This window comes from Paraflavitalea pollutisoli, from assembly GCF_029360705.1.
GTDB classification, from domain to species: Bacteria; Bacteroidota; Bacteroidia; order Chitinophagales; family Chitinophagaceae; genus Paraflavitalea; species Paraflavitalea pollutisoli.
In genome coordinates this window covers 3,439,731-3,454,074 of the sequence record NZ_JARKMX010000008.1, presented here as the reverse complement: position 1 = coordinate 3,454,074, position 14,344 = coordinate 3,439,731, and the positions used below count along the sequence as shown (strand labels likewise).

Here is a 14,344-nt window from a genome sequence, read left to right as displayed (position 1 = left end):
TCAGTGACCATGTTCACCTTCGCCTGAATTGGTAATCTTTGCTAATACAAAGAATGCTCCTTTAGTGACAATCTTTGCGTTGTCAGGGGCAGGCTTGAGCAGCGTGATCTGTGTGTAACCCACTTCCGAAGTGCCTTTAGCAACAGGGATCCGCTCAAATGTTACGCCCGTCTCTGCAGGCTTTGCAGCTTCCGCGTGATCATGAGGCTCTTTCTCGTCATGAGGCTTGCTGTCCTTACCTTCCTGGTGGTGTTCTGTTTCGGCATGTTGATCAGTTACCATGAAAATATAATCCTGCCCCTGGTAATTCACGATGGCATCATTGGGAACTGCCGGGGTGGTTACCTTATCCAGGCTGATCAGGGCGGTAATGTTCATACCATCGATGAGCCCGGTTTTGTCGCCCTTTACCTGCGCGTGGACACTGACTGCTTTACTTTCATCCTCAAAGGTGGATCCAAGGGAATAGATCTGTGCGTCGTATTCCCTGCCTGGATTGTTGGTTAATGTAAAATGTATATTCTGGTTGTTTTTTAACCTGGGAAGATCTTTTTCATAGACGAATAGATCAAGGTGCAGCTGGCTATTGTCTACTACCTCAGCGACGGGTGTACTTACGTCAATGTAGCTCCCGATCTTACTGGATACGCTGCTAACGATTCCGCCGATGGGGGTGCGTAAAGAAAGTACGGAGATCAATTCACCGTTTGCCAGGTGTTGTGGATTGATACCCATCAGTTGTATCTGTTGTTCCAGTGCTGCCTTGCGGGTATTGTTGGCACGAAGGTCCGATTCGGCAGCTTGCAGGTTTTTCAGGGCACCGGCATTACCGGTGTTTAATTCCTTCTGCCTGGTCAATTCCTGTTCGGCTAAAACGATCTTAGGACCAATAGCCAGGTATTCCTCCTGCATGCGAATAAAATCGGGATTAGCGACGGTTGCAATCACCTGTCCTTTTTTGACGATATCGCCGGGCTGTATTGTCAACGTTTTGATAATACCACTATACAATGAATTGATCAATGCTTTGTTCTGGTTAGGAACCCGCAATGCGCCATTGGCACGAATAGATGCAGTGAGCTGCTTCTGTTCAATAGATCCTATTTCGATGCCAATGCTTTTAATCTGATCGTTGGTGAAAGTGGCTGTATTCTCATTCTCATGTTCATCGGAATGTTCTTCGGCTGGTGCTGCCACGGCTGTCGTTCCTTCAGCTTTTTTATCTTTGCTTTTGCAGGATACCTGTGTGATTGCCAAAGCTGCAGCGGGTATAATCCAAAATACTTTTTTCATCTCCAATATTTTTATGTGCTATTGATTGTTGTAGTAATAGTATTGTATCACCGATTTGTTGTATGCGTTCAGGTTTTCCAGGTAGTTGCGTTGGATATCGATAGCCTGTGTCAGGTACTGCGATAATTCCGTGAACCCGATTTCACCTGCTCTGTAAGCGAGTGTGGAGGCGTTGATGATCTCGGCTGCCTGTTTCAAGCCTGTGGTTTCATAGAACGACAGCATGGTGTTGTTTTTCTGAACTTCTTTTTCCGCCTGCAGTCGCTCAGTGGTCATTACCTGCTGGGCATAGTCTAATTGTTTTTGCTGCAGATCAGCTTCCGCCTGTGCTACTTTGACTTTGTTGCGGGTAGCTCCTGCGCTCAACAGCGGGAATGCAACCGTAACGGAGAAGCCGGAAAAAGGATCCTTTAGCCCGTACAACCTTTGGGTAAAGAAGCGGCCTGAGAATTCTGGTCGGTTTTCATTGCGTACTACGCCGATGCCTGCATTGGCGATACTAATCTGTTGCTGTTGTAAAGCCAGTATCGGATGCGGGGCAGTAGCCACCGGTATGGATACCGGTAATTTAGCCAGTGCGATATCTTCTGGCAAATACGCTGAATCCGTATTCAATAGTTGCATCAGTGCTTGCTGTTGAACCTGAACATCATTGGCGGCTTGTTTCACCTGGGCTTGCAATTCCCGCAGTCGGACGTTCGCAGCGATGCTGTCCAGTCCTGGACTGTCGCCAGTTTTCACCTTCAGGGTGGTTGCCTCGCTCAGGTTCCTGTAAATGCTGTCTAAGCGACGATACAATTTCATTTTGTCCTGTAAGTACCACAACTGGTAATAAACACCTCTTACATTGCGTTTCAGTTCGGCGTCAATTACAGTTTTGTTGACCTGATAGTAGTTCAGTTGTTCTCCGTATAGCTTCTTTTGCGCACTGTACAGGCCCGGCCACGAGACACTTTGAGAAAGGCCGATTTTGAGTATTCCTTTGCCGTCGCTTGGTCTCAAATCTTCATTTTCAGCAAAGACGCCTGTTTTGGGCAGCATGGTGGCAGTCTTGATCTGCGTTTTGCCTTTTATCACTTGCTGTTCATTGATCCTGTATTGGAGGTTGCCCGCTGCTGCCTCGATCGCCCTGTTAACAGTGATACGGTTGCCAATGGGATCCTGTGCTTTCACGGAACTGACCGAAAGCAACAATATCGCCACTGTTGCTACTACGGGTGCTTTAATGGTTCCTCCTTTATTTTTCTTCGAGAAAATGATGTAAAGCATGGGAAGAACAAATAATGTTAAGAATGTAGCGCTCGCCAGTCCGCCAATCACTACGGTAGCCAGTGGCTTTTGAACTTCGGCTCCGGCGCCGGTCGAAAGTGCCATCGGTATAAACCCTAGAGATGCCACTGTTGCGGTCATTAATACCGGCCTGAGCCTGGTGTATGTACCCTGGAATACGCGTTCAAGCACGTCGGTGACCCCTTCCTTTTCCAACTGATTGAACGTGCTGATCAGTACGATGCCGTTCAGCACGGCAACTCCAAACAAGGCAATAAAGCCCACCCCGGCAGAAATACTGAAAGGCATACCTCGTAGCATCAACGCAAACACCCCGCCGATGGCGCTCATTGGAATGGCAGTGTAGATCAGCAGTGATTCTTTAAAGGATCCAAACGTGAAATAGAGTAGCAGGAAGATCAACGCCAGCGCGATGGGCACTGCAATCTGCAGCCTGGCTGAAGCCTTCTGAAGGTTTTCAAAGGTGCCGCCATAGGTATAATAGTATCCAGCCGGAAGTAGTTTGGCTTGTTCGAGTTTTTGCTGAATCTCTTCAACGACACTTTGAACGTCTCTGCCGGTAACGTTGAAGCCGACAACGATACGTCGCTTACCGTCTTCCCGGCTGATCTGTGCGGGCCCCTCTTTAAATTGCACAGATGCGACCTGCGAAAGAGGAATCTGCAGACCGGTAGGTGTCGCCAGGAACAGGTTGCTAACGTCATCGATGGAAGATCTGTTGGTACTGTCCAGGCGGACTACCAGGTCAAACTTCCTTTCATTTTCATATACCACACCCGCTGCCTGTCCTGCGAAGGCCGTACTGACAGTCTGGTTGATGTCTTCAATATTCAAGCCATAGGCGGCAATCCTTGCCCTGTCATACTGAATAGTGATCTGTGGCAGCCCGGTTGTACGTTCTACCTGCGGAGCGGTAGAGCCCTGTACTGATTGCACGACTTTTGACACTTTATTGGCAAGTGACGCCAGGGTATCGATATTTTCACCGAAGATCTTAACAGCTACATCCTGACGAATGCCTGTCATGAGTTCATTGAAGCGCATTTGTATCGGCTGGTTCGCTTCAAAGAATACACCAGGTATCACCGATAACTTTTCCTTCATCATTTGAGCGAGCTCACTGTAATCTTTGGTAGTAGTCCACTCTTTCTCTGGCTTCAATACCACCATCAGGTCGGTTGCTTCAGGAGGCATAGGATCGGTAGGGACCTCAGCCGATCCTGTTTTGCCTACCACCATTTTTACCTCGGGGAAAGATTTGAGGATACGGCTGGCCTGCATCGAGGTTTCGATGCTTTGAGACAAGGAGGTTCCCTGCGGAAGTATACAATGGAATGCGTAATCACCTTCCCGTAACTGGGGAATGAATTCGCCGCCCAGCCTGCCGAAGAAAAAGATGGCGATGCCAAAGATGGCTACTGTGATCAATACGATTGCTGTACGGACCTTGATCGCTTTTTTAAGCAATGGAGAATAGATCCTGTGCAGGAAATCCATCATTCGGTCGGAGATCGTTTTTTTATTGAGCAGCTTCTTAGGCAGGATCAAAGCAGACATCATGGGGATGTAAGTCAGGGAAAGAATCAGCGCGCCCAGAATTGCAAAGCTCACCGTTTGGGCCATTGGGCGGAACATTTTGCCTTCGATGCCGACCAGTGAAAGGATCGGAATGTAGACAATGAGGATAATGATCTCCCCAAAGGCGGCGCTGCTTCGTATTTTAGAAGCTGATTCAAAGACTTCTGCATCCATCTGTGCCTGCGTAAGTTTGCCCCCTGTTCTTCTTTTGGCAAGGTGGTGCAAGGTGGCCTCCACAACAATAACGGCTCCATCCACGATCAAACCAAAATCGATGGCACCGAGGCTCATCAGGTTGGCGCTGACACCAAAAGCATTCATCATGCCAAGGGCAAACAGCATGGATAGCGGAATGGCGGAGGCTACAATAAGACCGGCACGAAGATTACCAAGAAACAATACCAATACCAGGATCACAATCAGGGCTCCTTCGATAAGGTTTGTTTTTACGGTATTGACCGCCCTGTCAACAAGAGTGGTCCTATCTAGGAAAGGTTCTACCACTATATCATCCGGCAGGGACTTTTGAATGGTTTTCATTTTCTCTTTTACCCTGGTGACCACTGCTGCACTATTAGACCCTTTGAGCATCATCACGATGCCGCCAACAACCTCTTTTTCGCCATTATAGGTGACAGATCCGTATCTGATGGCATTGCCCAACTGAACCTTTGCTACATCTTTGATGAGCACGGGAATACCACTCACCGTTTTGATAACGATATTTCTGATATCCTCCTGGGTGCCAACCAAACCGATGCCCCGGATAAAGTAGGCGTTCGGCTTCTTATCTATGTAAGCACCACCAGTATTTGCATTGTTCTTTTCCAGGGCTGTGAAGATCTCCGGCATTGTTACGTTCATGCCTTTTAGCCGGTCAGGGATCACTGATACTTCATACTGTTTTAGCAGACCGCCAAAGCTGTTTACTTCTGCTATACCGGGTGTGCCATACAATTGACGGGCAACTATCCAGTCCTGCATGGTGCGAAGATCCATGGCAGTATACTTGTCTTCGGATCCCTTCTTAGGGTGAATAACATATTGGTAGATCTCACCAAGACCAGTACTGACCGGGGCGAGTTCAGGCGTTCCGATCCCTTTGGGGATGTTTTCCTCCGCTTGTTTGAGTTTTTCGGTAATTAACTGTCTTGCAAAATAGATATCAACGTCATCGTCAAAGACAACGGTGATTACAGAAAGTCCAAACCGGGATATAGAACGCAGCTCAACGAGGTCGGGCAGGTTCGCAATGCTTTGTTCTATGGGATAGGTAACCAGTTGTTCTGTTTCCTGCGCTGCCAGGGTTGGTGTCAGGGTGATAATCTGAACCTGATTATTAGTGATGTCGGGTACTGCATCTACCGGAAGTTTGCTGGCGCTCCATACACCCCACACGATCAGTGCCAGCGTAAATATCCCGATGATGAGTTTATTCTTGATCGAGAAATCTATGATTTTATTAAGCATAGCCTATCTATGATTTGAAATAAGATGGTAGTATTTATAGACATGTCCCACAATCGCAAGTACGAGTAGAATAGATAGCACAATCATGGTTACCAGCCTAAGCACGCGCATCCATTTGGGGCGGTTAGGGGCCTTGATTTTGCTACTTACATTGCTCTTGCGGGTCATAGCCTTTTTTTTAGCCATAACCTACAGATTGAGGAATGATCCAATAAGAATTGCGGAAATGATCAATCGCATACGGTTGTGCATCTGAAAATGCACACGTAGCCATTGGATATGATTAAGCCAGTAACTGAGGGGGTTGCCAGATTGGCAAAGAAATAGAAATCAACGCGCCGCTATAAGAAGCGATGTGGCGCAATGCTATGTTTGGGAGGTGACCTGAAGCGATGATGAAAGACTGAGGGTTGGAGTGAGCCGAACAGCAGGCGCAGGTGCAGAGAGGGGAACAATCGTCGCCCTTTTCTTCGTGGTCATGCCCGGCTGCAACGGTAAGCGACGTTTGACCTTTTTTCACTTTCATGGTCAATGGCGAATCCTTGCACGGTGTGCAGCTCATGATCATGATGATGATCGCCATTACGAAAGCAAAAATTTTCATCGAAGACAAAGGTATATGATTTCCTTATTATTCAAAAATAATCCACCCTGTTGCACTTGGCCTTTCAGCCTCATTAAAGATAAGGGGATTCTTTGTAAATCAAAGTAATAGGATTTTGTCGTGGGGGCAAGGTGGTGAATGTTAATTCTTTTTAAGAATTGAATTAGAATAAATATTTTTCAGATATCCATAAATATTCGTTAGCCTTGTATAAATAATATTTTAGACAAGACTAAATTATGCGTTCACAATATTGGATGCTTTTTACGCTATGTTCCATGATCATAGCGTGCAGCAAGTTATTGCCTGCTGCTCCCGCCGAGGATCAAATCTTAGACGGGCCAGTTGAAGGACTGTCAGCCGAGCAGTCGATTATTTTTCTGCGAGGCGATGCAGCCTTTAACAATGATGTATTCACTCAGCAGACGGGCCTCGGGCCATTGTTTGTCGCTACTTCCTGCGGTAGCTGCCATGCTGGTGACGGCAAGGGGCATCCCTTCAGTACACTGGTAAGGTTTGGCCAGAGAGACACAACAGGCAATACTTTTTTGGGTGCCGGTGGCCCGCAGTTACAACATCGGGCATTACCAGGATATGTCCCCGAGTTAATTCCTTCAGGGGCCAGTTTTTCCACTTTTATGCCTCCTGCCAATACGGGGCTTGGATATCTTGATGCAGTAAGTGATGCGTTCATCCTTTCCCTGGCTGATCCGGAAGACAAAGACGGTGATGGCATATCCGGCCGGCCCAACTACATCGTGCCGGCATCCTACAGTCAACTGCGTGCAGGCAGTATAGTTGCCAACGGAAAATACATTGGGAGGTTTGGAAAAAAAGCGGCTGTGTATGATCTGCTGCAGCAAACTGCCGGTGCTTATAACCAGGATATGGGTATATCGTCTGTATTTGAAGGGGTCGATACTTATTCTGGATTGCTGGTTGATCAGGAAGTGAGCACCGCCACCATACATGATGTTGTATTTTATCTCAAAACATTAAAGGCGCCTATTGAACGCAATACCGGTGATCCAGTTGCGAAGGCTGGGAAAGTGCTGTTCAACAGCATAGGGTGTGCGAAATGCCACTTGCCGGATATGCAAACAGGCATATCGTCCATTGAATCACTGTCAAATAAAAGGTTTCACCCTTATACTGATTTGCTGTTGCATGATATGGGCAGCGGTTTGGATGATGGCTATACCGAAGGAACGGCCCTTACCGCTGAGTGGAGGACACCGCCGCTTTGGGGACTGGGCCTTGCAAAAAAATCACAAGGAGGGCGATATTTCCTGTTGCATGATGGTAGAGCAAAAAGTATCGAAGACGCGATTACCTGGCATGATGGGGAAGCCAAGAAAAGTAAAGAGCGATATGATCAATTGAATGTCGAAGACAAAAACAGGCTTTTAAAATTCTTAGAAAGTCTATAATATATGGATCGAAAAACATTTATACGCAATTGCGGGAAGACCTGTTTAGGCATGATCACTATATCCACCACTTTGCAGGGATGCAGTTGGTCGCAGCAGCTTACCATGCCCATCAACGGGAACAATGTGATGCACGTTCCGGTGAGCGCATTCCTGTATTTGGATGATAAGAAAAAAGAGGCATACAAACGATTTATAGTTGTAAGGAATGAACGGCTTAACTATCCCATAGTAATATACCGTAATAGTGTAGGTGAATTTAATGCACTCCTGCTGCGTTGCAGCCACCAGTACAATGAATTGTCAGTAAGTGGAGAACTGCTGACCTGTCCCGCACATGGCAGCGAGTTCAATAGTTCAGGCGAAGTAGTCAATGGCCCTGCAGAAGATAAACTTCGCACTTTGCTGGTTACCATTGAATCAAAGCACCTCCTTATACATTTATCATGAAAAAGATATTGCTGATAATATTTACTTTAATGGTGTGCAGTGTTACATTAGCGCAACGTGATTCCTCTTTGTTTAAGCGGATAGCTGTTGATACTGCAGGGCTACTGATGAATATGGATGCGGTGTACAGTAGGCCCGCTGTTCAGATAGGTAAGATACCGGTAAATGTAGGCGGATATGTTGAGCTAAATTCCGCCTATGTTAGTAGAGACGGTATTGCGGAAGGATTATCATTTCAGATCCCTCGATTGACCCTGTTCATTTCATCTTCGATTCGCGATCGGATAAAATTTTTGACAGAAATAGAATTTGAAGAAGGGGGCAAGGAGATTAGTATTGAATTTGCATCGGTGGATATTGAACTGCATCCACTGCTCAATATCCGAGGTGGTATTGTGATGAATCCTATTGGATCCTTCAACCAGAATCATGATGGGCCTAAATGGGAGTTTATCGATAGGCCGCTTTCGGCTACGACGATAATACCGGCTACGTGGAGCAACGTTGGTGCGGGGATCTACGGTAAACTGGCAAAGGGTGACTGGGTTTGGGCTTATGAGCTGTATGCCACCAATGGGTTTGATGATAAGATAATTAATAATAGCCAGAACAGAACCTGGATGCCAGCTTCCAAAGATAACAGAGAGCGGTTTACAGAAAGTTTTAACGGCGTTCCGCTGATCACCGGGAAGACGGCTATTCGGAATGTAGGACTTGGTGAACTTGGTATCTCCTGGATGGGGGGCGTTTACAACATGTTCCGGTCAGAAGGCATAAAGCTGGACAAAAAAAGAAGCGTGGATTTTGTTGCACTGGACTACAATACAAAAATTCCATTTATAAAAACCTATATCAACGCAGAATGGGTTTGGGCTTTTGTTGACATTCCCGATACCTATACCGAGCAGTTCGGTAACCGGCAACAGGGTGGATTTATCGACATTGTACAACCGCTTGTCAAAAAGCGCCTATTGGGTTGGAATGGTGCCAGTATCAACCTGGCAGTAAGAGCTGAATACGCTGATTACAACGTGGGTTACTTCCGCCAGGCAGGGGGCAGGATATACGATGAGGTGGTGGCTGTTGTACCCGGCATTAGCTTCAGACCTTCAGGGCAGACTGTTTTTCGGATTAATTATCGCAGGGAATGGCAAAGGGATCTGTTGGGTAATCCCCCGGCTAAACTGGCAGCGATTCAGATTGGGCTATCGACGTATTTTTGATTTCGTACGGGTAACCTATGGGAAACTCCATCCAATTGGACCCCGAATTGCTGCATTTACAGATTGTTACCACTTCGTTATAGATAGGCAAACGAACAAAAATCCGGCTCGTAAAAAAATATTTTTCAAAAAGATGCTCCAAATGTAATTTTTTGACAAACGTGCAATATTTAATTATAAAGCGGCATGGCAAACATTGCTCGCTATTTTTTAAATAAATCAACGGTAATGTCAAAAAAATCAAAAAGAATGGTATTTACAGAAGAACGGGAGACACAGGTTTTGTACATCATGGTCGATCCTGCACAATTTTCAACAGAGGAAAAAGCAAAAGAAGCATTGGAATTAGCCGTAACAAGGCACCAATTGACCACTGATCGTGCGTATAACATATGTAATGACAGAAATAACCCTTATGTGGCCGTCGTTGTGTACGCCGAAAAGATTTAGTGGCAAGGGCTGGAAGGGCGCAAGCTATACTGGTTGCGCCTTTTTCATCCTGGCTGTTGATCTGCTGCGGACATTTTTTCCACTCTTTTGCCATCCATCCAGCCAAAGACGGCATTGCATATGCAGTTGCAAATTTCAATCATGCCTGCTGTAGCCTCGATTCTGGATAAATTGGTAACATCAAAGTCCATTTTCCCTACATATGTGTAAAGGGTCATTTCATCTTTGCCAGTAGTTGTGGTGCTCGCAATGTGTTTTTGGCTGAAATGGATAAACCCGGATGTTTCATTGTAGACATCTTTGATCCATGGGTAAGTTTCTGCTGCTTGGTCACGCAGATAGCTATCGCTCATCTTTTTCTGATGGCGGTCTTTCAAAGTGTTCAGTGCCGTTCCGGACCATACTTGTGATGCTATTTCATTGGGATTATCAACAAGCCACAAAGCAGATAGCCTTAAATAGTTGTCAAGATGGGGCCGAACGAGGTGTGCAGCGGACATGAAATTCTTTGATCTTATCAAAGTTTCAAATCCGTATATTAAAGAAAGGCTTCTGCTTATGGTTCCTGATATGTAGTAGTCAATGGGATATAAGCCATTACCGGATTTAATCATAGCTGTGGCTAACACCTGGAATTTTGTTTCGTAGTAAAACAGCTTTTTAAGTAAGCTGAATAATATAACTTCCAGTTCTTCTTCTATGAAGTTACTGGGCACAATTATGTTTTTTTCGAGCAGTGGTATCCAATAAGGGCGCGCATGAATATGCAAAATGTTGCAATCATCCGTGCAAAGCCATCCAGCCATTCCATTTTCCTCAACTATTACCAGGCGCCCTACTCCAGTTAGCATAGAATTGTCTTCCCCCAGTTTGGCAACAAGTACCGGGTAGTTTGGTAGAGGTAATTCAATATCTATACGATTCCAATCCGATATTAGTTCCATGCTATTGCTTTTCAGCTTTATTAAATTGGATCAATGGATAATTTTATGTTATTGTCTTGGTTCAACTTCCTGGCGGCAATAGTCAACAATAAAAAGCCACAATACTGCTTCAATAGTAATATATCTGTCAGCTTGATCGGGTACGCTTGATAAGATGCATCATCTTCGAGTTTGGCAGCCATGGTGATAACCCTGGCAAATTCCTGCTTGTCCTTTATCATTCCGTCCAAGTGGTTGTAAGCTACATCCACGAAGTTGTCAGATGAGTTCATGGGTAGGGAGTGTATTGCGCAGGTTCTGAATGCTGTAGAAAGGTCACGTAGGATTAGTGCTTCAAAGTGCGAGTGTACGTCAGATTTTGCGATCAACGCAAGGGCTGAACCATAAAGGGAAATAGCTTGTGAAATGACCTGATCTTGGTTTTGCAGTAAATAGGTGAACATGAATTCGGTTGTATCAAGGTGGCTTTCAGTAAGGCGTATTGAAGCCTTTTCCCAATTTATATTCAGGGTTGGTGGAGGGGACACTTTAATACGGCTGTTTGTTTGCAGATCATGGAGACCTTCGTAGTAGGTTGTTTTATCTGTAATTGCATTCCAATAAAAGAATCCTCCTGCTGAAATATTTATCGCTGCTACAAATAGTTTTGATATATGCCACCCATAATGCCAAAGATCTTTTGCGGGAACGTTATCACCGAAGGTGAATTCAATCAACAAAAAATGAGTGTCTGCACCAGCATATAGTTTAAGATGAGGGTTCCGCTTATTGAATTGTTCCAGTGTACTTTGTCTTATGTCATGAGAAGGCGTAATAATTTTTATACGCATCTTCCATTTTGCAGTAATCTGATTTAAGTCTGTTTGAGCGATTCGTTTTAACTCCGCTTCTGCTAATAAGGTCAGGTGATCTTTTTCGTTCTGATAATATTCCTGCAACCAATGTATCCATTTAGAGAAATCGCCATCGAATTCCTCCAACTGATGTTGAGACGTTTCTCCAAGTATAAAGTGGCGCCGGTCTGGATCGTCAAGCTGAATGGAAAGCCAGTCTACTTCGGGATTAACAACATCTTCCTCTTTTTTTTCTCCTTCCAGTTTTGCCAATTCCAAGCGGTCTTCTGTATATGATATTAATGCTTTGATTTCATCAGCAGCAATCTTTTCTTTCCCTGGTAAGCTGTCGTCGATGGCTGTATATAAAGTTGCCAGCCTATTTTCATGCAGCTGCCTTGCCATTTGCTTATTGCTTTCCCAATCCTGGCGTGTTATTGTCTTACTACCAAAAGATGGCCCCCAAATAGCCCAAAATAATTTTTTTACGTGGTCATCAAAACCAAAGTTGACACTTGGTTTCCCCCATTTTTCTGTCCGTGTTATGATGGTGTATCCGACGAAGACTTTTCCTATCTCTTCCAATGCGAGTACCAACAGGTGGTAAGCAATATGATTTACACCCTTCCCTGCTAAATGTATGGCTGACTGAAATGCTTCCTCCGCGTTTTTAAGACAATTCGTACGAAAGCGCATGTATTGTTCGATCTTTTCCTTTTCCGTCATTTTTTTCATCAAAGAAATTGAGTGTATAGATTAAGGTACGAAAAAAGGGATGCAGTTGCATGCTATTTTTTTACGATCAAACTCTCCTTAGCCGGATCATTTAAAATATCTTCCAATACCGCATCGATGATATCCTGCGCACTTTGTTTGATGGCAAGGAAATTTTTGTAGACGATTTCCCTGGTCCCTTTTCCAACCACTGGCAGCGGCTCATAGCCTTCTTTTTCTTTTTTAATGGCTGCATGATTATTGATGATCCGTGAATGGAAGGATTTGTATCGGATGGGCTGGTCTGGATTGTCGGCCATGACCCCCACAAATTCCCCGCTCGACAGGTTGGATATCGTGCTGGGGGGTACTGATTGCTCTAGCTGTTTGGACCGGGATATGGAAGTGTCGCCGCTGTTGATGGAAATGCTTTCGCGGTCCTGGAATGTTTTGGCAAATCGTTCACTGAGCAACCTGGCTGTTTCGCCGCTAACCTGTCCGCTGATTATATTACCGGCAATATTGAAGATCGTTTCCGCTTCCTCCCGGGAATAGATGGTCTTCAGCATGCTATAATCTTGCACGGCAATAATGGTAGTAATGTTATTGCTCCTGCCGGTCTGGATTGTGCTCATTACACTGGTTGCCCTGATGCTGCCGAACTCATCTATTACTTGTCCCAGGTCATACTGGTTAGGTCGGTTGACGATCTTGTTGATCCGGTCAATGTACAGGGACATGATCGGGGCCAGCGCTTCATGGATCTGCGGGTTGTTGCCCAGGCATAGCACGGTGGGGTGATCCGGGTGGTTGAGGTGAAGGGAGAAATCATCTCCCGATAGGATATAATACAGCTCAGGCGACGATATACGGCCAAGTGGTATTTTGACGGAAGCCATCTGAGAGTTGAGGGTTTCCAGTTCACCGTCTTCGTATGCCTGGACGAAGGGATTGATCAGGGTCCTGATCTCCGTTTCTGTCTGCAGTATCGTAAAGAGCTTATCGTATGGCTGATGGATCAATTCTATGGCGTGGGGTAAGGTGCAGTAGAGGCCATCTTCAAACCGGCGCAAAAAGCCGATCACAGCAGCCAATAGATTAACTGGTGACTCGACAAAAAATTCACCCTGACGGCCTGGCCAGGTCTTGTTCATAGAGAAAAGCAACGATTTACTGGCATCTATGGCACTGGACAGGTCTGGAAGCGTTGCCGGGTTGATCGGGTTGCAGCGGTAGGAAAGTTCAAGTTGGGAAAAGTTGATGCAGCGGAAAGTAGTGCCGGGAGGGTAATCTTTTTGATGGCGGAGAAAGTGGTTATAGGTAAGCAGTGAAAGCTCCGGAAATTTCTGATCGAATACCAGCATAGCCTGCTTTTTAGCTATCAGCTGGCGTATGAGATTTTCTACGACAAAATAGCTCTTGCCACTTCCGGCCGAGCCCATACAAAGTATGCTTCTCCTGGCATTGAGAAAAGAAATGTATGAATTTCTTTCCCGGCCTTTATAGGTATAGATAGCAGGCAGGTTGAGCGAGTAGCGATCCGTTAGCAGCCTTTCTTCCTGTGGAAACCCTTCATCGGCAAAGACCTGGTTACGCAGCCGCTGTTTGATGCTGCGGGAAATCGTAGTGCCTCCGGTGATCACCAAAAGCAGTCCTGTTATGCTGATGGCGATATAGGTGATGGCAAGCCAGTCGGGCGCCATGGGGGGCCACCAGAACAGGAAGCCGGAAGCGTAATACACGACCAGCCCAGAGATCAGGTACGCGATACCCGTGCGGTGATTGGCTTTTTCATTTTTGCGACCGCGTACGCCCAGTAATGACAGCAGCAGACACAGCAGTGCCAGGGTCTTGGAATAATTGAATCCGTTGAGTAGCCCCGTGGTAGCCACCTTAGCCAGCAATTGATCTCCCAGCGGAGCAGTGAAACCCCATTGCCGGAAGGCCGTGTAGCAATAATAATAGTAATGAATAAACAGGATAGCCAGCGCAATCCAACGGGTAAGGTCTGTTACTTTTTTCAGCCCATGTTCGTTCTCTCCGGTGCGTAACATATATCATGGAT

General features: G+C 45.8%; 10 protein-coding genes. 4 read left to right on the top strand and 6 right to left on the bottom strand.

The features are described 5' to 3' along the window. The 3 genes from P2W70_RS27580 to P2W70_RS27570 all read right to left on the bottom strand — a co-directional run bounded on the left by P2W70_RS27580 (position 1) and on the right by P2W70_RS27570 (position 6,235). Complete coding sequence (locus tag P2W70_RS27580; protein ID WP_276484790.1) at positions 1-1,293, bottom strand: efflux RND transporter periplasmic adaptor subunit; 1,293 nt, start codon at positions 1,291-1,293, stop codon at positions 1-3. 18 nt (positions 1,294-1,311) lie between these two features. Further along, positions 1,312-5,631 (bottom strand): CusA/CzcA family heavy metal efflux RND transporter, encoded by a 4,320-nt coding sequence (locus P2W70_RS27575; RefSeq protein ID WP_276484789.1) that lies wholly within the window; start codon positions 5,629-5,631, stop codon positions 1,312-1,314. 283 nt (positions 5,632-5,914) lie between these two features. Further along, positions 5,915-6,235, bottom strand: a complete 321-nt coding sequence (locus tag P2W70_RS27570) for a DUF6660 family protein (protein ID WP_276484788.1) — start codon at positions 6,233-6,235, stop codon at positions 5,915-5,917. 239 nt (positions 6,236-6,474) lie between these two features. Here P2W70_RS27570 and P2W70_RS27565 point away from each other — a divergent pair, with 239 nt between their 5' ends. From P2W70_RS27565 to P2W70_RS27550, 4 genes are all read left to right on the top strand, one after another. Continuing rightward, positions 6,475-7,665 (top strand): di-heme oxidoredictase family protein, encoded by a 1,191-nt coding sequence (locus P2W70_RS27565; protein ID WP_276484787.1) that lies wholly within the window; start codon positions 6,475-6,477, stop codon positions 7,663-7,665. A gap of 3 nt (positions 7,666-7,668) precedes the next feature. Next, positions 7,669-8,115, top strand: a complete 447-nt coding sequence (locus P2W70_RS27560) for a Rieske (2Fe-2S) protein (RefSeq protein WP_276484786.1) — start codon at positions 7,669-7,671, stop codon at positions 8,113-8,115. After that, positions 8,112-9,338: a hypothetical protein gene (locus P2W70_RS27555; protein WP_276484785.1), complete on the top strand. Its 1,227-nt coding sequence runs from the start codon at positions 8,112-8,114 to the stop codon at positions 9,336-9,338. The genes P2W70_RS27560 and P2W70_RS27555 overlap by 4 nt, the downstream gene beginning before the upstream one ends. 186 nt (positions 9,339-9,524) lie before the next feature. Continuing rightward, positions 9,525-9,788, top strand: coding sequence for a hypothetical protein (locus P2W70_RS27550; protein WP_276484784.1), 264 nt, complete (start codon positions 9,525-9,527; stop codon positions 9,786-9,788). A 44-nt stretch (positions 9,789-9,832) separates the two neighbouring features. Here the strand turns inward: P2W70_RS27550 and P2W70_RS27545 are convergent, their stop codons facing one another. Genes P2W70_RS27545 through P2W70_RS27535 form a run of 3 tightly spaced genes read right to left on the bottom strand, consistent with a single transcriptional unit; the run spans position 9,833 to position 14,333 of the window. Beyond that, positions 9,833-10,732 (bottom strand): hypothetical protein, encoded by a 900-nt coding sequence (locus P2W70_RS27545; RefSeq protein ID WP_276484783.1) that lies wholly within the window; start codon positions 10,730-10,732, stop codon positions 9,833-9,835. Between the two features lie 20 nt (positions 10,733-10,752). Next, on the bottom strand, positions 10,753-12,300 hold the full coding sequence (locus P2W70_RS27540) for an AbiV family abortive infection protein (protein ID WP_276484782.1): 1,548 nt from the start codon (positions 12,298-12,300) through the stop codon (positions 10,753-10,755). A 53-nt stretch (positions 12,301-12,353) separates the two neighbouring features. Then, positions 12,354-14,333 carry a YWFCY domain-containing protein gene (locus P2W70_RS27535; protein ID WP_276484781.1) on the bottom strand — a complete coding sequence of 660 codons (1,980 nt, stop codon included), beginning with the start codon at positions 14,331-14,333 and terminating at the stop codon, positions 12,354-12,356. Between the last annotated feature and the right edge of the window lie 11 nt (positions 14,334-14,344).

What these genes read in the sequence shown, in the direction of transcription:
- P2W70_RS27580 (WP_276484790.1), bottom strand. Translation starts at nt 1,293, where the DNA reads ATGAAAAAAGTATTTTGGATTATACCCGCTGCAGCTTTGGCAATCACA.
- P2W70_RS27575 (WP_276484789.1), bottom strand. Translation starts at nt 5,631, where the DNA reads ATGCTTAATAAAATCATAGATTTCTCGATCAAGAATAAACTCATCATC.
- P2W70_RS27570 (WP_276484788.1), bottom strand. Translation starts at nt 6,235, where the DNA reads ATGAAAATTTTTGCTTTCGTAATGGCGATCATCATCATGATCATGAGC.
- P2W70_RS27565 (WP_276484787.1), top strand. Translation starts at nt 6,475, where the DNA reads ATGCGTTCACAATATTGGATGCTTTTTACGCTATGTTCCATGATCATA.
- P2W70_RS27560 (WP_276484786.1), top strand. Translation starts at nt 7,669, where the DNA reads ATGGATCGAAAAACATTTATACGCAATTGCGGGAAGACCTGTTTAGGC.
- P2W70_RS27555 (WP_276484785.1), top strand. Translation starts at nt 8,112, where the DNA reads ATGAAAAAGATATTGCTGATAATATTTACTTTAATGGTGTGCAGTGTT.
- P2W70_RS27550 (WP_276484784.1), top strand. Translation starts at nt 9,525, where the DNA reads ATGGCAAACATTGCTCGCTATTTTTTAAATAAATCAACGGTAATGTCA.
- P2W70_RS27545 (WP_276484783.1), bottom strand. Translation starts at nt 10,732, where the DNA reads ATGGAACTAATATCGGATTGGAATCGTATAGATATTGAATTACCTCTA.
- P2W70_RS27540 (WP_276484782.1), bottom strand. Translation starts at nt 12,300, where the DNA reads ATGAAAAAAATGACGGAAAAGGAAAAGATCGAACAATACATGCGCTTT.
- P2W70_RS27535 (WP_276484781.1), bottom strand. Translation starts at nt 14,333, where the DNA reads ATGTTACGCACCGGAGAGAACGAACATGGGCTGAAAAAAGTAACAGAC.